23 protein-coding genes are annotated in these 26,021 nt (G+C 48.2%); 10 read left to right on the plus strand and 13 right to left on the minus strand.

Annotation, left to right across the window (positions count from 1 at the left end):
• Positions 1-102: 102 nt before the first annotated feature.
• A complete protein-coding gene (locus ABIE50_RS12835) occupies positions 103-2,682 on the plus strand; it encodes a GH116 family glycosyl hydrolase (RefSeq protein WP_209861008.1) in 2,580 nt (859 codons plus the stop codon).
• Between the two features lie 10 nt (positions 2,683-2,692).
• Positions 2,693-3,775: a hypothetical protein gene (locus tag ABIE50_RS12840; RefSeq protein ID WP_209861006.1), complete on the plus strand. Its 1,083-nt coding sequence runs from the start codon at positions 2,693-2,695 to the stop codon at positions 3,773-3,775.
• Here the strand turns inward: ABIE50_RS12840 and fucP are convergent.
• From fucP to ABIE50_RS12880, 8 genes are all read right to left on the minus strand, one after another.
• Positions 3,753-5,042 carry an L-fucose:H+ symporter permease gene (gene fucP, locus ABIE50_RS12845; RefSeq protein WP_209861004.1) on the minus strand — a complete coding sequence of 430 codons (1,290 nt, stop codon included), beginning with the start codon at positions 5,040-5,042 and terminating at the stop codon, positions 3,753-3,755. The two genes, ABIE50_RS12840 and fucP, sit on opposite strands and share 23 nt — an antisense overlap.
• 15 nt (positions 5,043-5,057) lie before the next feature.
• Positions 5,058-5,918, minus strand: a complete 861-nt coding sequence (locus tag ABIE50_RS12850) for a fumarylacetoacetate hydrolase family protein (RefSeq protein ID WP_354027992.1) — start codon at positions 5,916-5,918, stop codon at positions 5,058-5,060.
• 6 nt (positions 5,919-5,924) lie between these two features.
• Positions 5,925-7,157 carry a DUF6786 family protein gene (locus ABIE50_RS12855; protein ID WP_209861002.1) on the minus strand — a complete coding sequence of 411 codons (1,233 nt, stop codon included), beginning with the start codon at positions 7,155-7,157 and terminating at the stop codon, positions 5,925-5,927.
• A 33-nt stretch (positions 7,158-7,190) separates the two neighbouring features.
• Positions 7,191-8,825: a UxaA family hydrolase gene (locus ABIE50_RS12860; protein ID WP_209860999.1), complete on the minus strand. Its 1,635-nt coding sequence runs from the start codon at positions 8,823-8,825 to the stop codon at positions 7,191-7,193.
• Between the two features lie 21 nt (positions 8,826-8,846).
• The gene (locus ABIE50_RS12865; protein WP_209860997.1) at positions 8,847-9,629 is read right to left on the minus strand and encodes an L-fucose dehydrogenase; all 783 of its coding nucleotides are present in this window, start codon (positions 9,627-9,629) and stop codon (positions 8,847-8,849) included.
• A gap of 9 nt (positions 9,630-9,638) precedes the next feature.
• Positions 9,639-11,201 carry an aldehyde dehydrogenase (NADP(+)) gene (locus tag ABIE50_RS12870; protein WP_209860995.1) on the minus strand — a complete coding sequence of 521 codons (1,563 nt, stop codon included), beginning with the start codon at positions 11,199-11,201 and terminating at the stop codon, positions 9,639-9,641.
• Between the two features lie 10 nt (positions 11,202-11,211).
• Complete coding sequence (locus tag ABIE50_RS12875; RefSeq protein WP_354027993.1) at positions 11,212-12,354, minus strand: glycoside hydrolase family 172 protein; 1,143 nt, start codon at positions 12,352-12,354, stop codon at positions 11,212-11,214.
• A gap of 103 nt (positions 12,355-12,457) precedes the next feature.
• Entirely contained in the window at positions 12,458-13,477 is a 1,020-nt protein-coding gene (locus tag ABIE50_RS12880; RefSeq protein ID WP_209860993.1) for a LacI family DNA-binding transcriptional regulator, read from the minus strand.
• Between the two features lie 166 nt (positions 13,478-13,643).
• Between ABIE50_RS12880 and ABIE50_RS12885 the strand changes: the two genes are divergently transcribed.
• The 3 genes from ABIE50_RS12885 (at position 13,644) to ABIE50_RS12895 (ending at position 17,370) form a co-directional block, all read left to right on the plus strand.
• Positions 13,644-15,560, plus strand: coding sequence for a GNAT family N-acetyltransferase (locus tag ABIE50_RS12885; RefSeq protein WP_209860991.1), 1,917 nt, complete (start codon positions 13,644-13,646; stop codon positions 15,558-15,560).
• Positions 15,561-15,683: 123 nt separating this feature from the next.
• Complete coding sequence (locus ABIE50_RS12890) at positions 15,684-16,025, plus strand: YciI family protein (RefSeq protein ID WP_142682829.1); 342 nt, start codon at positions 15,684-15,686, stop codon at positions 16,023-16,025.
• 109 nt (positions 16,026-16,134) lie between these two features.
• A complete protein-coding gene (locus ABIE50_RS12895) occupies positions 16,135-17,370 on the plus strand; it encodes an RNA polymerase sigma factor (protein WP_209860989.1) in 1,236 nt (411 codons plus the stop codon).
• On the opposite strand, the gene ABIE50_RS12900 is transcribed toward ABIE50_RS12895, so the two are convergent.
• A complete protein-coding gene (locus ABIE50_RS12900) occupies positions 17,364-18,182 on the minus strand; it encodes an SDR family oxidoreductase (RefSeq protein WP_209860987.1) in 819 nt (272 codons plus the stop codon). The two genes, ABIE50_RS12895 and ABIE50_RS12900, sit on opposite strands and share 7 nt — an antisense overlap.
• An 83-nt stretch (positions 18,183-18,265) precedes the next feature.
• Here ABIE50_RS12900 and ABIE50_RS12905 point away from each other — a divergent pair, with 83 nt between their 5' ends.
• The 3 genes from ABIE50_RS12905 to ABIE50_RS12915 all read left to right on the plus strand — a co-directional run bounded on the left by ABIE50_RS12905 (position 18,266) and on the right by ABIE50_RS12915 (position 19,444).
• Positions 18,266-18,616: a winged helix-turn-helix transcriptional regulator gene (locus ABIE50_RS12905; RefSeq protein WP_209860985.1), complete on the plus strand. Its 351-nt coding sequence runs from the start codon at positions 18,266-18,268 to the stop codon at positions 18,614-18,616.
• Between the two features lie 101 nt (positions 18,617-18,717).
• A complete protein-coding gene (locus tag ABIE50_RS12910) occupies positions 18,718-19,005 on the plus strand; it encodes a class I SAM-dependent methyltransferase (RefSeq protein ID WP_354027994.1) in 288 nt (95 codons plus the stop codon).
• 4 nt (positions 19,006-19,009) lie between these two features.
• Positions 19,010-19,444: a hypothetical protein gene (locus ABIE50_RS12915; protein WP_354028286.1), complete on the plus strand. Its 435-nt coding sequence runs from the start codon at positions 19,010-19,012 to the stop codon at positions 19,442-19,444.
• A gap of 46 nt (positions 19,445-19,490) precedes the next feature.
• On the opposite strand, the gene ABIE50_RS12920 is transcribed toward ABIE50_RS12915, so the two are convergent.
• The 4 genes from ABIE50_RS12920 to ABIE50_RS12935 all read right to left on the minus strand — a co-directional run bounded on the left by ABIE50_RS12920 (position 19,491) and on the right by ABIE50_RS12935 (position 23,926).
• Complete coding sequence (locus ABIE50_RS12920; RefSeq protein ID WP_209860981.1) at positions 19,491-20,006, minus strand: DinB family protein; 516 nt, start codon at positions 20,004-20,006, stop codon at positions 19,491-19,493.
• 103 nt (positions 20,007-20,109) lie between these two features.
• On the minus strand, positions 20,110-21,522 hold the full coding sequence (locus ABIE50_RS12925; protein ID WP_209860979.1) for a hypothetical protein: 1,413 nt from the start codon (positions 21,520-21,522) through the stop codon (positions 20,110-20,112).
• On the minus strand, positions 21,509-22,492 hold the full coding sequence (locus tag ABIE50_RS12930) for a caspase family protein (RefSeq protein ID WP_209860977.1): 984 nt from the start codon (positions 22,490-22,492) through the stop codon (positions 21,509-21,511). The genes ABIE50_RS12925 and ABIE50_RS12930 overlap by 14 nt, the downstream gene beginning before the upstream one ends.
• A gap of 3 nt (positions 22,493-22,495) precedes the next feature.
• Positions 22,496-23,926, minus strand: coding sequence for a hypothetical protein (locus tag ABIE50_RS12935; protein ID WP_209860975.1), 1,431 nt, complete (start codon positions 23,924-23,926; stop codon positions 22,496-22,498).
• 245 nt (positions 23,927-24,171) lie between these two features.
• Here ABIE50_RS12935 and ABIE50_RS12940 point away from each other — a divergent pair, with 245 nt between their 5' ends.
• Both ABIE50_RS12940 and ABIE50_RS12945 read left to right on the plus strand, forming a co-directional pair.
• On the plus strand, positions 24,172-24,636 hold the full coding sequence (locus ABIE50_RS12940; RefSeq protein ID WP_209860973.1) for a GbsR/MarR family transcriptional regulator: 465 nt from the start codon (positions 24,172-24,174) through the stop codon (positions 24,634-24,636).
• A 61-nt stretch (positions 24,637-24,697) separates the two neighbouring features.
• Positions 24,698-26,017, plus strand: coding sequence for a TolC family protein (locus ABIE50_RS12945; protein ID WP_209860971.1), 1,320 nt, complete (start codon positions 24,698-24,700; stop codon positions 26,015-26,017).
• Positions 26,018-26,021 lie beyond the last annotated feature (4 nt).

The raw sequence follows: 26,021 nt of genomic DNA on the forward strand, positions 1-26,021 counted from the left end.
ACAACGAAAAACGAAGCGCTTAACCGACAGACCTATAGTTGATTTTATCATGAAATGCGGCACCCATACTGCGTTGCCGGCTACTTTAAATTTGAAAACCACATGAAAAAAAGTAATAACAGGCGTTTTTTCCTGAAAAACATGGCCGTTGCCTGCCTGGGGGCTACCACTGTGCCTGCTATAGCGCTTGCTGCAAAAAATGAAGAGAAAGCGATGCCTGTACCGGAGGAAAAAAAGCCTGCCGGTGATCGTCGGTTTAATGAGTCCTATACCGGTAAATATAATAACCGTATAGCCTTCCCCGTTGGGGGGATAGGCGCAGGTATGTTCTGCCTGGAGGGAACAGGCGCCATCTCGCATATGTCGGTACACCATAATCCCGAAATGTTCTATGAGCCCGCAATGTTTGCCGCCATTAGTATTAAAGGTGTTCCGAACGGAGCCAGGGTGCTGGAAGGAAGCGTGCCCAACTGGAAAAAATTCGGGCAACGGGATGCAGGGCTGGGTGGTACCGGTGGCGCCACCTGGGGCCTGCCGCGGTTCAATGAATCCACCTTTCATGCACGTTTCCCGTTTGCGGATATCCGTCTCCGTGATAATACACTGCCGCTGCAGGTGGCTATAAAAGGCTGGAGCCCTTTCACACCGGGCGATGAAGACCACGCCAGTATGCCCTTTGGCGGCCTGGAATACCAGTTTGTCAATACCGGGAATAAGCCGGAAGAATACATCTTCTCTTATCATGCCCGCAACTTTATGAAGCAGGGAGATAAGGGGAATGCCGTAACGGCTATGCCCCAGGGATTTGTTTTGTCGCAGGAAGCCTTACCGGATGCGCCTGAGAAAAAAGGACAATTTGCCATCTTTACAGCCGAGCCTTCTGCTATAGTGGATCATTGCTGGTTCCGCGGCGCCTGGTTCGATCCATTGACCATGGTATGGAATACTGTAAAAGCAGGGGAAACACGCAGCACAGCACCGGTGGAAAAAGATGCGCCGGGTGGATCGTTGTACGTGCCTTTCCGTTTACAGCCAGGGGAAAAGAAAGTGATCCGTTTGATGATGACCTGGTATGTGCCCGACTCAAAGTTGCATATCGGCGACAGCCCTGGCGGAGCTGTTCCGGCTACAGGTAAATATTACAAGCCCTGGTACAGCAGCCGGTTTAAAGACGTTTCGGAAGCAGCGGCCTACTGGTTGGCGCACTATGATGAACTGCAACGGAAAACATCTCTCTTTACCAATACCTTTTATAAAAGCACCCTGCCACCGGAAGTGCTGGAAGCAGTGGCCGCCAATCTTACGATACTGAAATCAGCCACCGTGATGCGGCAATACGATGGCCGCTTCTGGTGCTGGGAAGGCTCGGGCGACAATTGGGGCAGCTGTCATGGTACCTGTACGCACGTATGGAACTATGCGCAGGCGGTGCCTCACCTGTTCCCTGCACTTGAAAGGAGCTTACGGTATACAGAGTTTCATGAGAACCAGAATACAGAAGGGCACCAGGGCTTCAGGGCCAATATTCCCATATCGCCGCTGGTACATAATTTTCATTCGGCTGCCGACGGGCAACTGGGTGGTATCATGAAAATGTACCGCGACTGGCGCATCAGTGGAGATGACGATTGGTTAAAGGAAATGTTCCCGCTGGTGAAAGTGAGCATGGATTACTGTATCCGAACCTGGGACCCGAAAAGAAAAGGCATTGTGGAAGAACCGCATCATAATACCTATGATATTGAGTTCTGGGGGCCTACAGGCATGTGTACCAGTTTTTACCTGGGTGCGCTAACTGCATTTATGGAAATGGGCACATCGCTCGGCGAAGATGTAAGCGCATACAAAACGCTGTATACAAAGGGAAGGCAATACATCGAAACGGAATTGTACAACGGTGAATACTTTATCCAGCAGATAAAATGGACCGGCCTGCAGGCGCCCGACCCGGTGAAGGCACAGTCGTTCAGTACACAATACTCACCGGAAGCGCTGGCATTGCTGAAAAAGGAGGGGCCTAAATACCAGTATGGCGCGGGTTGCCTTTCTGATGGCGTGCTGGGCTCCTGGATTGCACGGGTATGCGGTTTGCCTGAACCGGTAGACACTGCGAAAACAAAAAGCCACTTGCTGGCTGTGCATAAATACAACCTGAAAAAGGACCTGCAGCAACATGAAAACCCGCAACGCTCCACCTATGCATTAGGACATGAAGGCGGACTGCTGCTTTGTTCCTGGCCCAAAGGAGGCATGCTGTCGCTTCCGTTTGTATACAGCAACGAAGTATGGACCGGTATTGAGTACCAGGTAGCTTCCCATCTGATGTTCCAGGGGGAAGTGGAAAAAGGACTGGATATTGTGCGTACCTGCCGCCGGCGATATGATGGCACTGTGCGGAACCCGTTTAACGAATATGAATGCGGGCACTGGTACGCCCGTGCCATGTCGAGCTATGGATTGCTGCAAGGGCTTACCGGCGTGCGGTATGATGCAGTAGATAAGGTAATTCATATCGATTCAAAGATCGGTGATTTCAGCAGTTTCCTGGCTACGGATAAAGGCTTTGGTACGGTGAGCTGGAAGAATGGCGTTCCTTCCCTTGCAGTAGCGTATGGTACTATTCCTGCGGAACACGCGATGGTGGCAGGGAAAAAGATATCGTTGCAACGGACTGCCGTTTAAATAAAAAAAGATGAACTTTTACTGCCGCGTTATTTTTAGTATAATCGTTACCGTTAGCACAGCTGCTGCGCAGCAACCCCAGGCAGATCCTCAATGGATCAGGCCCAACCATGCTGCTGATCCGCCGGTGTGGGGTATCCGCAATGGTATTGTTGTTGGCCTGTGGCCGGCTGCCATTGAAGGCGCGCGGCCCGGCAATGACGGCGGTCCCAGGGGATTGCTCCGCATAGGCTATGAATGGAAAGGTATCATTTACCATCTCAACTATATTGCGATAGAACCGGTAGTGAATGGTAAAATGGAGTTCAGTGAAATATCACCTTCGCAGGTCGATGGCAAATGGGGCAAGCTGATGTGGACCGGTGAAACCAGTGAATCCGGGCGCTTTTCCGCCACCGCCGGCACGCGGGGAGTGCTTTCCCATCCTGATCCCCAACACCCTGAATACACTACGCTCAGCCTGTATGTTTTTATGGAGGCATTTGAAAACGGCGCCCGGCCTTATCTCCGTTTAAGCATCAGCAGCAACCGGCCGGATGAATTATGCATAGAAACGTTTCATCTGCCGGGAGGCACGCCAATGGAGCGTTGCGGCATTACAGCCACTATGGGAAACTATGCGCGGCTGAGAAAACTGTATCTCAAAGATAAAACCGTATATGCGAAAACGTTATATGCCGGCTATGAAGGCACCGGCTTTACAGAAAAAGCGCCATACCCGTTGCAGCAGATGCTGCGCAATAAAAGCGGCGATTACCTGGTGATGGCGCAGCCCGATGAATCGTTAAAGGAACTGGCTGCATGGCCAGAAGATGAGCAGCATGCTGCACGTTGGGGATGGAGGTACCGTCCTTTTTATACGCTTACCCAGTATTGGAGGAAAGAAGCCCGCGATGCCGACAGTTCGCTGCAGGTAAGGGTAAACGGACGGGCAAAGTACTGGAGTGGAGGAAGTACTGATCCTAATGCGTACATTAATATACCCGGCGGTCCATCTTTCGAAAACTTTGAAATACGCGAAAGATATAACGCCGGGCAGAAAATATATTTTGGTCTTACCCGCAAACCTGTTACTGAACTGCTCGCGGAGTAACAGGCGCAGCACGTTTCAACGCATAGTAACCTACTACGGCAAAACAAACAAGCGGTACGACATATGCGAGTTGCACATTGCTGTAAAAGCTCACTGCTCCCAGTGCGAGCGGAATCAATGCTCCGCCTACTATAGACATTACAAGAAAAGCTGACCCTGATTTTGTTTCATTGCCCAGGTCATGGATCGCCAGGGAAAATATGGTCGGGAACATGATGGACATAAAGAACTCTACTCCCAGCAAACAATAAACACCTGTTCTACCGCCAACGGCTACACTATAACATAATAGTAATACACAAGCCACGCTATAGAGGAACAACAGTTGCTTTGGCGCTATTTTCCGCATAAGCCATGTGCCCGCATAGCGGCCGGTCATAAAGCAAAGCAGCAGCAGTCCCAGGTAAGTGGTAGCTTCCTTCTCCTTCATATGACCGCTGTAACCGGCATAACGGATAAAGAAACTGGAGATGCATACCTGTGCGCCTACATACGCAAATTGCGCTATCACTCCCCAGCGGAAATGAACATGCCTGAATACACGAAGATTGATCATCTGCCCGTCGCTGTGCTCTTCCTGTATTTTTGGGAATGAAACTATCCTGAAAAGCAACGCAGTAAGCAGTAATACACCTGCAATAACAAGATAGGGCACCTGTACGGAACGGGCTTCTGTGAGCAGGTATTGATTCAGCGCTTCGGGCGACATACTATTGCTCTCTGCTGCTGTTAACTCTTTGCCGGAAAGGATTACCTTGCTCAGGAAAAACGCTGCTACGAAGGCGCCAAGGCCATTGAACGCCTGTGCAAAGTTGAGCCGTTGTACCGCTGTTTCCGGCGCTCCCATAATGGTGATATACGGATTGGCAGCAGTTTCCAGGAAGGTCATCCCGGCAGCTACAAGAAACAATGCAAAAAGAAAAAGCCCGAAGGAACGTAATTCTGCCGCAGGGAAGAATAGCATAGCGCCGGCTGCAGCAACAAGCAACCCTGTAATGATACCGGTTTTATAACTCCATTTGCGCATTACCCAGGCAGCCGGTAATGCAAAGAAGAAATAACTGATCCAATAGGCAGCGTCAATGAAGGCCGACTGGAAATCGTTCAGCTGGCAGGCCTTGCGCAGATGCGGTATGAGCACAGGTATCAGGTTGCCGGTGAGCGCCCATAAAAAGAACAGGCTGATAATTAGTATGGAAGCGGTTTTCAGCTGCCGGGCAGTTGATGATGCAGGTACTTCCGGTTTAAAGGCTACAGTGGAATTCATAAAGACTTTTTTTTGCTACAGGCGATAGGTCTGTACGTTATTGGTTAGCTGGCCTATATGATCTATGCTGATCTCTACCCGATCGTTATCCTTTAATGTGAAGCTATTGTCGGGTACCAGGCAGGTACCGGTCATCAGGAAACAACCCTCAGGAAAAGCACAGCCGCGGTACAGGAAATCCACCAGTTCCTGGTGACTCCGTTTCATCTGGCTGATGGGCACACTGTCGGAGTACTGTTCTTCATTGTTCCTGTAAATAGCCATGCGGATAATGGTATCTGCCGGAATCGGCACATCAGGTACCATCAGGCAGGGGCCAAGCCCGGCGCATTTCTCGTATACTTTTGCCTGCGGCAGATATAGTGGATTTTCCCCTTCTATACTGCGGGAGCTCATGTCGTTGCCTACAGTATAACCTTCAATGGTGCCTTTGCTGCTGATGAATAATGTAAGCTCCGGCTCCGGTACATCCCAGGACGAATCTGCCCGGATATACACTGTTTGCCCATGACCGGATACACGATGCGGCGTAGCTTTGAAGAACAGCTCCGGGCGTTCGGCTACATATACTTTATCATAAAAAGTAGCGCCGCCGGAAACTTCGGACTCTTCCATGCGTGCGGTACGGCTCCGGTAATAAGTGACTCCGGCGGCCCATACTTCCTGCGAACCGATGGGAGGCAACAGAGAGGTGGCGAGAATTTTTTCCGCTGCCGGTGTTTCAATAGGCTCCAGTCCTTTGAGATCTTCCAGCACACGTTGATATAATCCTTCCCTGTTCACAAAATCGTTCCACCCGGCAATAACAGTGTAATATTTTCCCTGGGAGGCAATAAGTAAAGTAGTAGTGGTTTTATAAATACGGATGATATTCATGAGAGCTTATTTGTTGGTGAGAAAATGTTGTACGTCTTCCAGCGGCAGCTGCCAAAGCTGCATAGCCAGAGTTTGTAAGGCTTTACGGTCGCCTTCAAAATGCAGGGTAGTTTGCCGGTAACGGAGCGATTCTCCTGCTTTCAATGCCCGTGCATCAGAAGAGGATTCTACTTCGTAGAATGGCCCCATTTGTGTGCCATCGGCCAGCGGGCCGTCGTTGTAGCAATTCACCGCATCACCTTTGAAGGGTTCTTTCTGCAGCTCCCATTTGGAATTTACATAGCGTCCCTGTGGCACTACCTCATAAAGTAAAACGGTGAGGGTATTGTTTTCAAGATCAATACTACCGGCGCCTTTTTTGGCTACAAGCGGGGCGAGGCCCAGCTTACCACGCGATTTACCGTCGGCGCGGAATAACAGGAGGCTGTCTTTCAGCTGTAAGTTTTGTGGAGGGATCTTTCCGAAGTAGTCATCCGTGATATGTTTGATAGCGTCCGGGCCTGATCTGAAAGGTGCTACAATAGCGGTTTGATCGGAAGGTTTAAACATGCCGAGCAGCCATATGCTGAGCAACCCATTTTCTTCCTGCCAGGCACTATCACCTTTATTAGTGATGGTATTATCTGTTTCATAAGCCACGCTGCGGATCCCTTCGGGTAATGGGAATCCAATACCTGAAACAATATCAGCATTGTTCAGCAGCCGGATGGTCCTGTTGATCTGTAATTGAAAAGTGCTGCCTTTATAATTTTGAATGCTGCCCTGCTGCTGGTAGCTAATGCTGCTTTCTGACTGGGTGGTAACCGTATAATGAACGGTATCAATGAGGCCGGGTGTTTGCCAGTTGGCAAAATCAAAAGATTTGCCCGGTGGAAAGAAGAGGGCATATTGTCCGCCTTCAGGCCCCAGCCAGAAACGTTCTTCACCGCCGAAGGCATTAATATGCGGCGCATATTGCTGCGATGCCACGAGATTGTAGTTGATCCAGCCAAAGCTTTTCCCTTTATCACCGCCGGTGGTGCTGGTCATAACGCGGGCCTGGTAATCCCCTGTCACTACTACCCGGCCGCTGTCGCTGCCATTTTTTAATACTACTACATTCTTAAGGTGCCGTTGTAAGAAGGCTACATCTTCACCAAAATTTTCAGGCTTCATATCTTTTTGTTCTTTCGTTGGTCCGGCACCGTTACAGGCAAAAAGCCCTGCAGCAATACAACCGGAGAGAAGGATATTTTTCATAACGATGGCATTTTTTAGCGTGATAAAAACAAACTATAGTGATACTCCTCTTTTCCAGGGAATGAAGTCGTCCTGCCCCAGTACCTGTGCTTTGGTCTGATAGTCGCCGCTGGCGGTAGCTATCACCAGTTCCATGATGCGGTTGGTCACTTCCTGCATGGTTTCCTCCCCGCTGATAATGGTACCGGTATCCAGGTCAATGATATCATGCATTTTTCGGGCAAGAGTAGTGTTGGTAGATAGTTTAAGGACCGGTGTAACCGGGTTGCCGGTAGGCGTACCAAGACCGGTAGTAAACAATACCAGGTTAGCGCCGGCGCCTACTTCTGCGGTAGTGGACTCTACATCGCTGCCTGGTGTGCACAGCAGGGCAAGGCCCGGGCGCTGTACCCATCCGGGATAGTCTATTACATCTGTTACGGGAGAGGAGCCGCCTTTTTTGGCTGCCCCGGCCGATTTGATAGCGTCGGTGATCAGGCCGTCGCGGATATTACCGGCGGAAGGATTGGAGTCAAAACCCGATCCCACTGCTTCCGCTCTGCTGGCATAATCCCGCATCAGCTGTACATATCGTGCAGCCATATCCGTAGTCACGCAGCGGTCGCTCAGTTCCTGTTCCACGCCGCACAGTTCCGGGAATTCTGATAGTATTACTGAGCCGCCCAGCGCCACCAGTATATCAGCCACTTTGCCAACAGCGGGATTAGCGGAGATACCGGAGAAGCCATCGGAGCCGCCGCATTCCATGCCAATACATAGTTTGCTGAGAGGAGCCGGTTGCCGTTGCCATTGGTTAGCATAGGCTAATCCTTCAAATGTTTGCTGAAGCGCTTTGGTCATCAGTGTTTTTTCTGAACCTTCCTGTTGCTGTTCCAGGTAAATCACTGTTCTGTCGAAGCCCGGTGATCTCTTTTCAATTTCCTCTCTGAGGATACTGATCTGTGCATTCTGGCATCCCAGGCTTAGCACCGTTGCGCCGGCCACGTTGGGGTGTGTAATATAACCTGCCAGCAGGCCGCAGAGAGTGCGGGCATCATCTTTTGTGCCGCCGCAGCCCATGGTATGTGTGAGCAGTTTGATGCCGTCAATGTTTGGAAAGGTGCGGGTAGGGAGTGTAAGTGCAGCGGTGGGATTGTGAGATGTATTGCCCTGCCGGAAATCCTGCAGCAGTTGTTGCAGCATGGCTTCATACGGTGAAGATGCCCGGTAGCCCAGCTCTTTTACCAGCATTTCATGCAGCAGTTGTACGTTACGGTTTTCGCAGAACACCAGGGGAATAATGACCCAGTAGTTACCGGTGCCTACCTTCCCGTCTTTGCGGTGATAGCCCATGAAGGTGCGGTTTTTCCAGGGAGATATATCCGGTGGCGTCCATTCGGCATGCCGTTCCCCGCTCACGCTGAACTGCCCGGAAGCATGGCGTATATTGCCGGTGGTGATAAGTTCCCCCGCAGGAATATCTTCATTGGCCAGTCCTACCAATACGCCGTACATAATTACGGGTTTATCTTTAGGAATAGGGCTCACCGCCATTTTATGCTTGGCGGCAATATCGCGTATAGCCGTTACCGTTTTTTGCCCGTCGCTTACCGCTGTACCTGCGGCAATATTTTGCAGCGCTACCCAAACGTTATCTCCCGGATGGATCTGTAAGATGCTTTGTTTCATTGTTGCTTGAATATAATGAGTTTACACCAGGGCTCTGTCCAGATGTACATAGCCGCCATCCACATGAATAAGTTGCCCGGTGGTATGGCTTGATTTCGCCGACAGGAGGAAGGCGGTCATCTGGGCAATTTCTTCCGGGGTGGTCATGCGTTTCTCAAGTGGAATGCGTTCCACGATGCTGGCCAGTTTCGCTTCCTTATCGGGGAAGGTGTTGATCCAGCTTTCGTATAAAGGCGTCCATGATTCCGCTACCACAATAGCATTTACACGGATGCTGAAAGGGAGCAGTTCCACCGCCCATTCCCGGGTAAGCGCATTGCGGCCGCCATTGGCCGCCGCGTAGGCGGATGTATTACCCTGCCCCGTTTCCGCAGTTTTGGAGGTAATATTTACAATAGCTCCTTTGGATGTTTTAAGATAGGGAAGCGCATGATGCGCTACCAGGTAATAATGTACCAGGTTACGATGCAGCGATTGCATAAATGCTTCGTAGCTTCCTTTCTCCAGTCCAACGCCATCATTGATACCGGCATTGTTCACAAGTCCGTCTATACGCCCGAATTCCGCCGCTACGGTGGCCACGGCTTTTTCACATGCCTGCGGATCGGTAAGCTCGGCTGTCACCTGTGCACCTTTGCCACCGGTCTGCTGTATGTGTTCCAGGTGCCGGAGATTGTCTGCTTCGCTTCTGCCAACAATAACGGGAATGGCGCCTTCCTGTGCCAGTACGGCACTGATGGCGGCGCCAATGCCTTTGGCGCCGCCGGTTACGATGATGATCTTATCTTTTAAACCCAGGTCCATACGTAATATTTAGAGGGGATTTTTTGAAATATCGCCATTCACCTGCCGCCATATCTTCATGGGATTTTCATCCTGTAATTCCGGTGGAAGCAGGTAGGAGGGAAAGTCCTGGTAACATACAGGGCGGCAGAAGCGGTAAATGGCGGCGGTACCTACTGAGGTGCCGGCGGCCGGGGTTGTAGCTGGCCAGGGGCCTCCATGTACCATAGCATGACTAACGGCTACGCCTGTAGGAAAGCCATTGATGATGATCCTGCCGGCTTTTTCCCGGAGTATATCAATCAAGGCAGCGTGTTCTTTCAGTTCTTCTTCTGTGCCATGGATAGTAGCAGTAAGCTGCCCTTCCAGGCGCTGTGCCACGGTATATATTTCTTCTATGCTACCGGCATGGATATGCAGGGAAGAAGGGCCAAATACCTCATGGCAGAGGGCAGGGTTTTCCAGTACCTGTGTGGCTGTTACCTGCAGCAGGCTGGGACTGGCCTGTTGTGGTGCAGCCCCGGCTTCTCCTAATATTTGCACTCCTTGTGCACGCAATGCAGCAATGCCGTTGTGATAGGCTTCCAGTATCCCGGGAGTGAGCATGTAGCCATTGGGCAGCGTGCCGATGCCTTGCCGGAGCGCATCTATAAAAGCATCGGTAGGGTTACCGGCCGCAGTGATGAATAATCCCGGGTTGGTACAAAACTGCCCGGTGCCCAGGGTAACAGATTGAAGGAACTGGGTAGCCAGCGCCTGTCCCTTCTCCCGTAAAATACCCGGAAGAAAGAACACCGGGTTTACGCTGCCCATTTCTGCGTACACGGGAATAGGAACCGGTCTTCGTGTAGCCGTTTCATATAGTGCCTTGCCGCCTTTAAAGGAGCCGGTAAAGGCAATAGCTGATACCAGCGGGTGTGCTGCCAGGTATTGCCCGGTTTCATTGGAGGTACCGTGTATCAGTGAGAAAACCCCATCGGGCATACCGGTGCGCAGCACTGCTTTACGTATAGCCGTAGCAGTTAAGTGCGATGTATGCGGATGTGCAGGATGTGCTTTGAATACAACAGTGCAGCCGGCCGCTAGTGCAGCAGTGGTGTCGCCTCCGGCAACGGAGAATGCCAGTGGAAAATTACTCGCGCCGAAGATTCCGGTAACGCCTGCAGGTATCTGCATTTGCCGCAGGTCCGGTGCAGGCGTGGTGATACGCGCATTTACCCAGGATCCTTCTGTGACGGTGGCTGCAAACAACCGGAGCTGCCCGGTGGTACGGTCCCTTTCTCCCTGTAGCCTCGGCAATGGGAGCCCGCTTTCAGCAGAAGCTGTGTTGATCAGCTCATCTCCCAGGGAAATTATTTCCTCGGCGATAGCGAGCAGGAAATCTGCTCTTTGCTGAGGAGTTGTTTTTTTGTAAACGGTAAAAGCCTGTGCGGCTAAATGTAAAGCCGAATCAATTTCACCGGTGGTGGCTTCCCTGAATTCCTGCGGCAGCCATTGCTGCTGCAGGGGAGAGAATGCCCGGAAGGTATGGTCGCCTTCGCCGGAAAAATTATTGCCTATCATCTGCAATCCTGTTAATGATGTTCTGCTCATATTTTTATGATTAGTTTACTTCCAGGTCGTTCATAGCCGGTAGCTTGGGGAATGGTGCATGTGGTTCCCGCTGGTACCAGTATACTACGCTGCTGATATCAGACTGTTGCGGAAGATAGCGCCCGCCGCTGCGCCAGCCCAGGTCCTGTATGGTGATCTTCAGTTCTTTTTCAAAACGTACCGGGTCCATGATATGCCAGCGGTACAGGCCAAACCGTTGTTGTGATTTGTATAACCCGTCGGGGCGTATTACCTGGGCCAATCCGGAATACGGTGTGCAGAATTCCTGGTAACGACCTTTGTTATCGAAGTTATAGGAACCGCAGAAATAATCTTCTGTACCGGTGCCGCAAATGGTTGGATATTGTTTATCGCCATCCATAAAGAATTTTATTTCACCTTCACCCCACCAGCCGTTATTGTTAACGCCCCAGGCGATGTAGGTGCCTACATACTGGCCTTTTCCTTTTACACCGTCGATCATGGTAAAGCTGGCGTCTTTCACGGGATTGTTGCGGCGGAACTGGGCGTGGAAGTAGCCGGCATCTTCCGGTACATTAGTAAGGGTATAATCTACCTGGTAGTACAGCGTCATTCTTTCCGTGTTGATATTTTCCATGGTGATGCGGCATTTCTTCCTGAAAGGCATAGCCCAGTAGCAGTTAAAGGCGCTGCCGGGATTAACGCATACAGCCAGTGAGTTGAGCGGTGCATATTCTCCCCAGCCCATACCAAAGAAATCGCCTACCGGTACTTCTACAGATGGAGTGGTTTCATCGTCCCAGTAAAAACGGAGAATGGAATAGCGCCAATTGCCGGTAGGTGTCATCCATATATGCTGAATGGCGCCAGGGCCGGTTATTTCAGCGAGGGTAACGGTTTTCCCCGGCTCAATATGAATATATGGATTTACTTTCCATCCCTGGCCCAGTTCCCTTGCAGCGCCGCGGGCATTACCCTGTTCCAGTGTGGCCATGCCGCCTTTGCCAGGCTCGCCGCTGAAGTTTTCCGGGCTGATAGAACGGGTTTTTGCATCGGATAAACGGTAAAGATTCCCCATGTTCATCTCCAGGCCGTTAAAGGGTTGCTGGGCGCTGGCTGTGGTCCATGTTAAGAGCGCAAACAAAGAAAGGCGCAATAGTTTTTTCATCATACGTGAATATTAAAAGATTAGGTTTACGGGTTTCGCTGAATAATGCTTTATCGTTTAAGCGATATGATATATTTTAAAGGATCATTTTCATACGTGCTTTAAATTACCGGCTCCCGCAGGATTTCCTTATTACCAGTGTGGTATCAATACTAATGGCCGTAGTGGCGGAAGTATCGTCGGCAATCTGCTCCAGTAACACACGTACCGCCGCTTTTCCTATTTCAAGGATCGGCTGTCTTACAAATGTTACCGGTGCATAAAACAGGTCCAGCGCTTCTCCTTCGTCAAATGTGATCACCGCCAGTTCATCCGGTATGCGTATGCCAAGTGTGTTAATATATTTAAGTCCCTCTATGGCCAGGCTGTTGGTGGCAAAAAAGATGGCATCTGCAGGGTGTTTTCCTTTCAGCAGCTGGTCAATTGCCAGTTGTATATCTTCTTTCAGATGCGAGTACCTTGCTTTCTTCAGCAAACTGTTGCTTGTCTTTATATGGTGTTGTTGTAATGCATCCTGGTAACCGCCAATCCTTTCGCTGATATGATGCAGGGTAGTTTTATACGCCACCATACCAATACGTTTCCTGCCGGCCTTAATAAGGTGTGACACCGCGCCTGCTGCGGATTCCCGGTTGTTAACAGTAATATAGCTGGCTGCAATTCCCGGGAAGAAGCGGTCGATCAGCACAAACGGGATCTTTTGCTCTTTCAGCTGCTGCAGCTGTTGCTCCGATCCTTCGGTAGGCGTAATGATCAGCCCGTCGACCTGCCGGTTTACCAGCACATTGATCAGGTCCTGCGATTTATCCACGTTTTCATCGGAGCTGCCAAAGATCACATTGTAATTGTGCTTCTTGGCTTCGTCTTCAATCGTACGCGCAATATTGGCGAAGAAGGGGTTGGAAATATCCGCCACGATCAGGCCAATAGTGAAAGACCTCCCGCTTTTCAGGCTGCGGGCAATGTGATTGGGCTGGTAATTCAGCTTCCGCGCAATTTCACGGATCTTTTTTGCCATGCCTTCCCCGATGCGGGCTTTCTTATCCTTGTTGGTCAGCACATAAGATACCAGCGCAGTGGATACACCTGCTTCAGTAGCGATATCTTTCAGCGAGACTTTCTTCATCTTTTAAAAATATGCTTAAACGTTTAAGTTTGCAAATTTTTGAGGGAATTTTTTTTGAGGGAGGTACTTCTTCCTTATTTTTTATAAAAGGAAAGAGGGGATGGAAGACGGGTGTCACCCCGCCTGGCATTTGTAATTTTAGTGGCAATGGTCTACTTTTAAGGGTATGATACAGCTGGAAAGATTTACTGCCGCGGATTTTGATCGTTTTATCTCGTGGGTCGACAATGAAGAAGCACTGGTCCAGTTTGCAGGCCCGTTGTTTACTTACCCGCTAACCCACGGGCAGCTGACCGCTTACCTGCAGCAAACAAAGAAGCAGCCTTTTAAGATCCGCCTGCTGGAAACAGGACAGGTGATCGGGCACTGTGAACTGAATTTCGAAAAGGAGATGCCCCGCCTGTCACGCATCCTGATAGGAGAAAAAAGCATGCGCAACAAAGGATTGGGGAAGCTGGTGGTGAAGGAAATGGTGAACCGCTTATTCAGCACAACGGAATATACTGCAGTTGACCTGAATGTATTCGACTGGAACCATAATGCTGTGGCCTGTTACACGCAACTGGGATTCCGGATCAACCCGGATATGGCAGGTACTACCAAAGTGGGCGAAGCTGTATGGAATACTTATAACATGGTGTTGCAGAAAGCCGACTGGCTGCTGCAACAGGAAGGCCCAAAGGAAAGATACAGCCTGGAATGGCCGGGGAAACGCGCAGCTATGGCCATTGCCGGCTTACCGGCCACACAGGTGCTGCATGCGGTGAAAACAGATGGGGTGAATTTTGATGGAACGGAGAATATCTATATTGAAGGAGATAATCTTGAAGTGTTGAAACTGCTGCATCAGCAATACACAGGCAGCATCAAAATGATCTATATTGATCCGCCCTATAATACCGGCCGGAAATTTGTATACCACGATAATTTCAGGCAAAGCAGCGCAAGCTATCATATGCTCAGTGAGCAGGAGGAAGCAATGCCTGACCCCGAAGCCAGCGGCAGGTATCATGCCGGCTGGTTGTCTATGATGTATCCCCGCCTGAAGCTGGCCGGTACATTATTGCGGGAAGACGGTATCATCTTTATTTCTATTGACGACCGTGAATTACCCAATCTAAGGAGGATCTGTGATGAAATTTTCGGGGAGATGAACTTTGTAAGTTGCCTGCCACGCATCACCAAAAAAGCAGGTAAATCAACCAGCATGATCGCCAGAAATAATGATTATGTGTTGTGTTACCGCAGGTCGCCCTCCACCCGTTTTAATACTTCCCGTTTTGATGCTGCAGGGTATATTCATTCGGATGAGTATGAAGCAGAAAGAGGCCGGTATAAATTAAGCCAGACCCTGGATTACAGCTCCATTCAGTATTCTCCTTCCATGGATTATGAAATTGAAATAGAGGGTCAGGTATTGCGCCCCGGAAATGTCACCCGTGAGGAAATGATAAGAAGACAGCAACGGAATCCTAAAAGTGATTTCTGCTGGAGATGGAGTAAAGAGCTATATGAATTTGGAAGAAAGAACGGTTTCGTAGTGTTGAAGCAATCAAGGAACGGTTACCGGATCTATACCAAAACATACGAGAAAGCTACCATTTCCCGTGCGGGCGACCGGTATTCCGTGGAAATGAAAGAAAGGACAAAAGCCTTCTCCAGCCTTGATCTTATTGATAACCGCTTCTCAAACGATAACGCCAAAAAAGATATGAGCAAATTGTTCGGGGAGAAAATATTTGAGTATTCAAAACCGGTATCCCTGATCGCTGAATTAATTGCCCTTGCTACAGATGAAGGTGATATAATACTGGATTTCTTTTCAGGGTCTGCCACTACAGCACATGCAGTGTATTCGGTAGCAGCGCTCACCGGGAAACAGCGGAAATTTATCCTGGTTCAGGAACCCCAACCTACGGATGAAGACAGTGAAGCTTATCATGCAGGCTACAAAAATATTTGTGAAATAGGGAAGGAGCGGATCCGCCGGGCGGCCAAAGCCATTAGAACAGAGACAGGTGCTGCGTTCGATGATGGTTTCCGCGTTTATCGCTTAGGAAGCCCAGCCAATAACGGGCTATAGTTATTCCTCACGAAAGCAGCATGAACCATATTCCACTACTGTTAATTATATTTGGGCAGGCATGTCCAATTGCTGCCATTCCATTTGTTATAAGGTATATTATCACACTTAAAACTTAAAAAGATGGAAGAATTCATGTTGATTTTCAGACACGAGGATGGCAATAAAGTAGCCTCCCCGGAGCAAATCCAGGTTTGGATGAAGCAAACAATGGACTGGATCGGCGGGATTGCCGCGCAAAACAAATTTGTGGAAGGGAACGGTTTGCCTTTTGCCGACAGCAGGGTGGTACATCACAACAACGTAGTGACCAACGGGCCTTTCGGTGAAATTAAAGAAACTATCGGTGGGTACATTATTGTGAAAGCCGCATCCATAGAAGAAGCGGTGGAGTTTGCAAAAGGAAGCCCCGTATTACAGGGCGACGGCAATACCGTGGAAGTAAGGAAGGTGGAGCGTCATTAAAAATTATACAGAGGGAGTATCAAAAGTAACTTCTCCCTGATATTTCAGGAAGCAGGAGAATAATCCTCAATACCATCAGATTACTTTTGATACCCCTCATGTTTTTTGTATGGAACAACCTGGCTTAATACCGCACCTGTTCCGGACAGAGTTCCGGAAAATCATAGCCGTGCTTTGCAAGGCTTTCGGTATAGCGCACATGGAAGTAGCGGAAGATATTGCCGCGGAAACCTTCCTGTCGGCCATGGAAACATGGCCCTATAAGGGTGTTCCTGAAAATCCTACCGCATGGTTGTATCTTGTGGCCAAAAATAAGGCGAAGAATTATTTTCAGCGTAATAAGTTGTTTGCAGAAAAAATTGCTGTCCAGCTAAGAAACAGGACATCCGGAATAGAAGTGCCGGAGATTGATTTATCGGAAGAGAATATCACCGACAGCCAGTTGCAGATGATCTTTGCCATTTGCCATCCCTGTATTTCTGAAGAAGCGCAGATAGGGCTTGCACTTCGCATACTCTGCGGTTTTGGGATTACAGAAATTGCCAACGCTTTTTTAACCAATAAGGAAATTATCAATAAGCGCCTGTTCCGGGCGAAGGAGAAGCTGCGGGAGGAAAAAGTGGAGATCGCATTCCCACCGGAAACGGAGATCAGGAAACGGCTGGATAGGGTGCTTACCACCCTGTACCTGCTTTTTAATGAAGGATATTATTCGGAAAGCCAGGATGCTGTGCTACGGGAAGATTTATGCCTGGAGGCTATGCGGCTTACTTACCTGCTGATCGGAAATACAGCCACCAATACGCCGGAGGTAAAGGCATTGTTTGCCCTGATGTGTTTTCATGCTTCCCGCTTTGAGGCCCGTAAGAATGAGAACGGTGAAATTATCCTTTACCAGGACCAGGATGAATCGTTGTGGAATGAAACGCTGATCGCCAGGGGTGCGTGGTTCCTGCATGAAGCTTCGGGTGGCGAAAAGAAACTATCCCGTTACCACCTGGAAGCAACTATTGCCTATTGGAATACACAAAAGCAGGACACCCCGGAAAAGTGGGAAAGTATCCTGCAACTGTATAACCGTTTGTTGCAGATCAGCTATTCGCCGATAGCAGCGCTGAATAGAACGTATGCCTTGTCAAAAGCCAATGGAAAGGAAGCTGCTATAGCAGAAGCAGAGAAGCTGCAGCTGACGGATAATCATTATTATTTTGTGCTCCTCGGTGAATTGTATACGGGTATTGATAATTCCCTTGCCGTTACCCATCTTCAAAAAGCATTAGCACTTGCTAAAACGGAAACGGATAAACGAACTATCCGGCAAAAACTGGATCTGCTGTGTTATTGAAATTGCCGCGACATTTGCTCCAGGTATGCTTCTATAGGCATTGAATTTCTCAGCGCCATCAGTTGGTTGCCTGTGTTGCCGATAACCGTACGGAACTTATTGTTTTTCCGCGTAGCGAGATCATAGAGCACTTTTACAATATCCATCCGGTCATCTTTCATACTGGCATCTGCCGTTTCAAACAGGTGCTGCAGTTTTCGCGTTAGGTCGTCGTATGCAGTGATGTCCGGGTTTACATTCCAGGTAACGTTTTCTATAAAGTTGGTTTCTGTAGTGCCTCCCTGTTCAATCAGCCGCAGGTCAATATTAAGCGGTTTCAGTTCATAGTATAATCCTTCTGTAAACCCTTCCAGCGCAAACTTCGACATGTTGTACAACGATCCCAGCGGCGCTGCTGTAGTGATGCCCATAAAGGAGCTTACATTAATGAACATGCCTCCGCCCATGCTGCGGAAATGCGGGAGAAACGCCCGGATAATATTAATAGGCCCCCGTGTGTTCACCGCAAACTGACGGTCAATATCCTCTTCTTTTGCCAGTTCCAATGCCCCATAAACGCCCATGCCGGCATTGTTGATCACCACATCAATCTTTCCAAATGCGTGAATAGCATCCTGTGTGGCCTGCTGTACTTCCGCCAGGTTGGTAACATCCAGCCTGAATATTTTAATGTTAGGATATTTTACCAGTTCCGTTTCTTTTTCCGGGCTACGCATAGTAGCGGCTACATTCCATCCCTGTTCTGCAAAGTAACGGGCGCTGGCTTTGCCAAGTCCTGAACTGCTGCCCGTAATAAAAATTGTTTTGTTCATCGTTTTATTATTTACATACAAAAGTATGGGCATATTGGTATAACTTTGTTACCAGTATCACAGAGTATACCAATACTAATAGCATGGAAAAAGCAGCTGCACCAAGAAGCCAGCAGGCCGAATTAAAGGCATTACAGGATACCATTTACGTGGTAGGCGGTAAATGGACCTTACCTGTCATCAACTCCATCTGCAATGGGAACAGGCGTTTCCGGGAAATAGAGCGCAGCATACCGGGTATTACCACGCGTATGCTTTCCCGCGTCTTGAAAGATCTGGAGCTGAACAACCTGGTAGTGCGCACGGTGTATGACGAATCGCCCGCATTGGTGGAATATACCTCCAATGATTATTGCAAAACACTTGGACCAGTGATCCAGGCGATGATCCTTTGGGGGCAACAGCATAAGCATAAGATCAGGTCAAAAAAATAACTTCCGTCTATGGGTCGACCCAGTAGGAAACATTCCTTTTCATGATGATCAGGTATCTTTTTTGCGGCATCCTGGAGTTATGTAACTTTAAATAAAGATGTATGCAGGAAGAAAAAGCAACAGGGTGGGATTTCACTTATCTCACCAATACCGGCAGGATGATGGAAAGCCCTTTGCCCTGGAATTACTTCACGGTTATTTGCCGCTACCTGAAACCAGGCTGCACCCTTCTTGACCTGGGTACCGGCGGCGGCGAATTTTTAAGCCTGCTGCCGGATAAGGAGCAACTTCGTATATACGCTACCGAAGGGTACCTTCCTAACGTGAGAGCTGGCACAAAAGAAGCTGCGCTCATTCGGAGGAACGCTTATTCACGATTATACAGATGATAACCTGCCTTTTGAAGATAATTATTTTGACCTGGTGATAGATCGTCATGAGAGTTATGACCTGAAAGAAGTGTACCGCATCCTGAAGCCCGGCGGGTATTTTATTACCCAACAGGTAGATGGCCGGAGCGATCTTTCCATAGCGGAGGTACTGAAGGTAAAAGCCAATGAGGAATTCCTGCACTGGAATATCGACTATGCCCTGCAGGAGTTTGCGCCGCTACCGTTTAATATTATTCACCAGGAGGAAGACAAAGGTTTTATGAGATTTTATGACACCGGTGCATTGTTGTTTTATATCCGCTCTATGCCTTACCTGTTCGACGAATACGATAGCTTCGATTTTACACAGTTATCGGCGCGGCTGTCGGATTATTTTGCTATGAATACTTTCCTGGATGTCCGGAAAGACAGGTTCTTGATTGTAGCGCAGAAGTAAGTGCTGCAAGGGTGTTGTATTTGGCGACAAATCGGTGAGTGCTGGTTTATTTATCGTAGGAATTGTGTTTTAGAATATCCCCAAGCTGCTGCAGTTTAATCCTTTCAATTTGCCGCCTGTGGCGGAGTACATGCACAATGGCATGTTCGGCCATTTGTTCTATATCGTATACCTGTCCCCAGCCTGCTTTTATTTTAAGGGCGTCATCTGTTTGTTCCAGCTCATCATCTTTAAATGCGCTGAATATTTTTTCTGTAAAGATAAATACCTGGTCCAGGTCTTCCATGTATTCATTGATGGTCAGGTGAAATGTTTTAGCAGGTCTTGCCAGCTGGTGGCCATGGAGGTTGTGAATACTGGTAGCATAGCCATATCCGGAGCTGACCACGTGCGATAAAATAGTTTGAACAGACCGGCAGCTATCATCGGACGTGTGAGGATCAGTGATAATGGTGAGCGCCTGATCGGGTATTGTTTTAATCACTTCTTTCAGCGCTGCGATAGCTTTCTCGTATTCATCGAGTAGTGCACCGATAGCGCCCTTTCTGAATGATTGGGTCATATTTTTTTAAGATGGTTTTGTCAAAAGTAGTGGATTCGCTGAAAATAGCGAAAATGCTGTATTTATGAGGTGGCTGTGGTGAGCTGTTTTACTTCAAAAAAGGTTATAAGGCGGAAGAGTATTGATCTCCGGCAGGGAGATCACCTGCCTGCTGCGTTGGCTTCATCTTATTATAGATATCATTATAGGTATCAAAGTTCCGGAACACCTGGCTGACAGGTAAGTTCAACTGCCTGGCTATAGTAGAAATGCTGTCTGCCCTGGTGAGCAACTTGATGGCTTCCTTTGTCTGGTTGGTGGCAATAAGCTGGCTAACAGCCTGGATAAGGCGCTCCTGGTAGGAATTCCCTTTTACATTAGCGATGTAGGGATGTGTAATAAAGTTTCTTGTGAGCTCGTCTAACCGGTTCATAAACCCCGTGAGGTTGCTGTAGGGAGCATCTATCTGTGAAAAATTATTCCAGTAAAGATCATACTTAACGTAGTCAATGACCATATCTACCAGCAGTTCCTGTTCAAAGTTAATCCCCCCGTTATTTTCGTTAACGGCAAACTTTGTCATCACAGCGGAAAGGATGGGCAGGAGGTTGTTGAGCTCAATGAGCTGTTTGTTGCCTGCCAATAGCTCCAGGTCCGGTAAAGGAAGGAATTCGTTTTCCGTAAAGTCTGTATTTTTTCCGGTGGCGAGTATTTGCAGGGCCCGGACCAGCGTTACCAGGAAAGGATGCTCCCGGATAATCAGGCGGTCGTTATCACTGAGTTTCTGGAAATTTTTGTAATCTTTAAATGCGTACATAATTTTGTCCAGTACCAGGTATTCTTCAGCTTCCCTGTGAAACGACTGTTTGTTGGAATAAAAGAAGAAACAGTTTTCCATATCCGCTTTATTGTGGTAGCGGATCATGAATTGGGTCTGATAATGATCATAAATATAGAATGGAAAGATCCTGGGGGCCTCCGTACCGTTCGCCTTCAGGAAATACAAGCCTTTGTCGAGTTTGCAGGAGAAGATAAACCAGCCTTCTTCGTTATTGAAACGGGTGTTGGCAGTATCAAATTCAACCAGTACTTCATTGGCGCTGCTGAGTATGGAATAGCCGCTAAGCAGTGTAACAGGCACCAGGTCAGGAAAGCTGTTCCTGTCGTATTTAGCGCCAAAGAACAGGAAGTTGGGCCGACCGGGTGTATTGGTATTGGTAGATATGGTGCTGAATGTTTCAAGGTTTTTGCTCAGGTATTCGTGGGTGGCTTTGAATGATAGTATGGGCGCCACGGAAGGATAGTCGATGTCGAAACGGAATGTTTTATCTTCATCTACTATGAGCAGGTATTCCTGGTAATAATCGATCAGGGTTACCTTCAGGCGGTAGATGCCTTTTTCCACGAACATATCCAGCCCCGAAGTGTACCCTGTGTAAATGATCTGCAGGTCGCCGTTTACAAGCACCAGGTGCAGCCCTTCCACCGGCTGGTTAAAATCCACGATAATATGGAATTTATCTTCAGAATTGTTCATAACCCATCGTATTTTCAGAGAAGTTGATGATAGTTTTTTGTTCACCACTTACATTGTCCAGTAATACATAATTCCCTTTTTCCAGCTTATAATGCCATTTATCTCCTATACTTACGTTATCCGTACGTAGCTTATCCGCGTTTTTATTGTAGAGGGTTACATTGGAATTGCGGTTAAAGGTGATCTCGAAGTTGTAGGCTTTCTCCAGCTTTTTTACCTCGCAGATCACAATATTATCGCCGCCATTGTCTGTATAGGCGCTTCCATTCTGGATCTTGTTGTATTTCAGGGCATAGGTGGGGAAATTGCTTTCAATATGCTGCTTCAGGTCAAGTGCAGTGATCCTGCCGTTATTATTGATATCGGCATCTCCTTTCAGGCTTTCGATGAGAAAAGAAGTAAAGGCGCCTCTTTTCTGGTTGGAGTCTATAGATACTTCATAGCTGAGTTTTCCGTAAATGGTGGAGTTGCATACCAGTACTTTGGGAACGCGTTCGCCTACCTTATTCTGCCAGTCGCCAATGGGAGGGAGCCCTTTTATAATAGTGTCGCTCTCGCGGCAGCAGTCGAGGAACAGTAGCACTTCATCAAAGATCCCTTTGTTGATCAGCCCTGTGAGGTAGTCCAGGCTGGATATGCAGTGGTTGATCATTTTAGGCCAGAACCGCATACAAAGTGCGGTATTGCTGAAGGTATTACCGATGCCATGTCCTGAGAAATAGAAGTAGAAGCGGTTTGTTTCGTTCTTATGCGTTTTGGCGTTTTCGGTGAAGACTTCAATAGCATTATCAATTTCATAGCCAATCACCACCTGGTTATTGGCATCAGATTTCAATAGTTTAATGTTGTCGGGATTGGAAACAAGATGCATATCAGTAAGAAATTCTGCGAATGCTTCTGCATCTGCTACCGCCCCGGAGAGTGCCCTTTTATCATAATGGTCAATACCTACTATAATTGCATATTCCATGGGTTAAATGCTTTTTAGAATAGCGGTTAAAGTGAGTAAGTCGTTGTCGAAGTCGCCATGTTTAAGAGAGCTGCATCGCAGGCTTTCATCTGTGTTTTCCAGGTCGGTGGAAAGGATCAGTTTATTATTGCTGATATACTGGTTCAGCTTTTTAAGCTCATCAAAGTTCTCATAGCGGCCGCTGGCCTTCAGTTGTTCGTGCAGTCCCATAATTTTTGCATCCACTTCATCTTCAAACAGGCCGGATACCATGTATAACAGGGAATGGGTATAAGCAAAAGGAATGCAATGGTCTTTTTTTTCATTGCTTTCCTCCATGGTGAACATTTTAAAATGTTTGAACACTCCTTTTTCCTGGGCAGGGGCTCCTTTCTGCAGGAAGAAATCAGTGCGGCAGGCAGGAGCAAGGAAGAAGACGTTGTTATAGGTGATGCCGCTGAAGTTCTGGCTGGTGGCTTCCAGCAGGTTGCATACGGCAATGGCGCCGGCGCTGTGGCCTATCAGTTCTATGTCCAGTTTTTTCCCTGCGGCCATTCGTTTTTGCAGGTGCGCATCCAGCAGGGAAAGGAAGTAGGTACCGGCATGGAGGTTGCTTCCGCTTAGACCGCTATTGCTGCTGAACATGCCGCCGGATTTATCTTTGATCTGTTTCCATCCCCATCCACCGATTTTATCCAGGTACAGTTTCCGGAAAGCTTCTTCCATAATAGTAGGGTAGAAGTCGTGGTGCGTTTTTTTTAAGTAACGTTTCAACACGGCAAAGGCAATCTGTGCCACCACCCTGGCCACGAACAACATTCCACCTCTGGCAATTTCATCCCCCTCGGGCTGTTCATATTTTAGCTCGTCTGATCCTTCGGCACTGACCAGGCCCTTAGCTTCTGTTTCCAGTTTGGCGTAGTAGGTGCTGTAGTTTTCGTCTTCCTCATCTATTTCAAGAGGAGCACCACCGCGGGCGTCCAGCGATTTATCCAGGTCTTCGAAAGGGGCTATTTTCTGTTTTTCTATGGTAATGGTTTCGTCGCTGAGGTAGGTACCGCCGCCTTTTGCATCATCGAGCCCCAGCTTTTTGGCAACCAGTTTGGTTACAAACTTCACGATCTCATCAAAAGTGCCTTTACCGGTAAGCTCTTTCAGGTTTTGCAGGTTTTGCATCACTACTTCCGCCGGACCAGTTTCCCATACAAAGGAAACGGTATGTCTTTTAGCCTCTGTACAGGCAAAATGTTCTTTCATAACAGTGGCCGTCTTTAGCCCGTTTTTTTCACTCACCAATCCGCCATGGAAATAAATAAGCAGTTTTTCAATATCCTTTTCTTCAAGGAAATCAAAGATCTTTTCCACATCGGCAGGGGAGGATGATAAATGGCCGGAATCGGCAAAGGTGCCATTGACGCCAACATTGATAAAGAAAATTTTTTCAAGTGCTTCCATGATGTTTTCCAGGGGTTGATTTGAATACACAGGGAGCCCCTTCGGCTATCGGGAGTTTGGGGTGTAAATTGGAGTTACTCGTCTTTTGGGGCTTCTTTTTCCTGTAATCTAAGATCGGTCATTTTTACAGAAATTCAAATTTTATTGTGTACGCGATGAGCTAACTTCACCGGGAGTATAATTGGTTCTCTTTTAGGAAAACAAAAATTCTTTTATACCTTTACACCCGGATATCAGTAACTATTTTGGAAAAGTACAGGGAAAAGATTGAGCAGCATAGTGCTACTATGGAATCAATGGGGCTTACACCGGTTGCAGCAAGGATATATATATACCTGATGCTGAGTGAAGAGCACCAGGCCACATTTGAACAAATGGTGGACTATTTCAGGGTAAGCAAAAGCGCCGTATCCAACGCGCTTAAGATGCTGGAATCGGTAAAGATGGTAGACGCCAAAACCATTGGCGGACAGCGTAAGCGGTACTTTTCCGTGAATATGAAAAGTATGTTCAGTGAAGAGTACCTGTCTACCCGGATAAAACAGTTTTACAATATACTGGATGATATCAGGACCATCAGGAAGGCTGATGATGATTTTAACGGGGAGCTGGAAGACATATCAGGGTTATATAAAATGATGCTGTTCGAAATTCCATTGATCCTGGAACGATGGAAAAGAACCATTGCATTAAAACAACAACGTAAATAATCTCTTTTTTTGCCTATAATGGTTCTTTTAATTCAGAACTAAAAGAAATTAATTTATTCAGATGAAAACAGTCACACTGTTGCTGTTACTGGCTTTCCATGTACGGATAGCAGCCGGGCAAAGCATGCCCGTAAACAACGCTTCGCAATGGACATTGGAGAAATGCCTAGAATATGCTACCAGTCATAACCAGGACGTATTGGCCCAAAAACAGCTGGTTCAGGCCGGTACGCAGGATCGTAAGGCGGCGGTAACACAGCTTGCCCCCGAACTAACAGTAAATGGCGCCATCAATAACTACTGGAAAATCCCCGTACAGGTATTCCCGGGAGAGTTGGTAAACCAGCCCGCAGGCACCTTTGTACCGGTAAGAATGGGAACTCCCTGGATGGGCAACTATGGCGTGAATGCTGAGCTGCCACTGGTAGATGTACAAACCTGGCAGCGCATAAAACTGGCCCGGTTGCAGGAGCAGGGCGCACAGGCGGAATACAGCTCCCTTCTGAAAACCCTGCTGAAAAATGTGCGCATTGCCTGGTACAGCGTACAGCAGCAACAGGAATACGTTACTGTTACCAATCGCCTGCAGGAAAATTATGGGCATGTTCACCAGTTGATCACCCGGCAGTTTGACAAAGGGCTGATCGACAAAATCGTATTAAACCAATCCGCCACACTGTTGAAAAACCGGGAAGCGGAGCACATAAAAGCCATTGCCGGTTTACAGCAAAGCTGCCTGGATCTGAAATTCTGGATGGGCTTTCCGCTGGAAGACACGCTGCCGGTTGCGCCTTCAGGCAACCTGCCGAAGCTGGCCGTTGCCGGTTTTAATGCGGAAGAATTACCGGGTTATGAAGCGGAGATACTGAAAGTGAAAACCGCCCGCCAGGATTACCGCTCCTCTTTATCTACTATTTATCCGAGCCTGCATATCAAAGGCAGCTGGGAACAACTCGGCTTCGGCGATAAAAGCAATTTCATCACCCGGTCGCCCTGGTTTACGGTAGGCTTCATCGGCCTGCAGCTCAGCATGCCCCTATCGCTCAGCAGGACCACCTACACGCCCCGCAGCCGCAAAGCCCGGTGGGAAGCGGCGGATCAGCAGTTCAAAAATTATACATCCCAACAGGAAAAAAAATACCGGCAGGAAAAAGTATTACTGGAGCAGGCCGCTGAAAATATCCGGCTGCAACAGGAAAACACGCGGCTGGCAACGGAGAATGAACAACTCACTACTTTGAAGATCCATAAAGGTATCATCGATATGATCCAGCTGAAGGAGGTACAAACCGATCTCTATAAAGCACAGGAACAACTGAATGAAGCCCGCATGGATTTTTTCAGGCACTATACAGAAATTAATTACCTACAAAATAAATAAGCTT

The organism is Chitinophaga sp. OAE865 (assembly GCF_040546735.1).
In the GTDB taxonomy this organism is placed as follows: Bacteria; Bacteroidota; Bacteroidia; order Chitinophagales; family Chitinophagaceae; genus Chitinophaga; species Chitinophaga polysaccharea_A.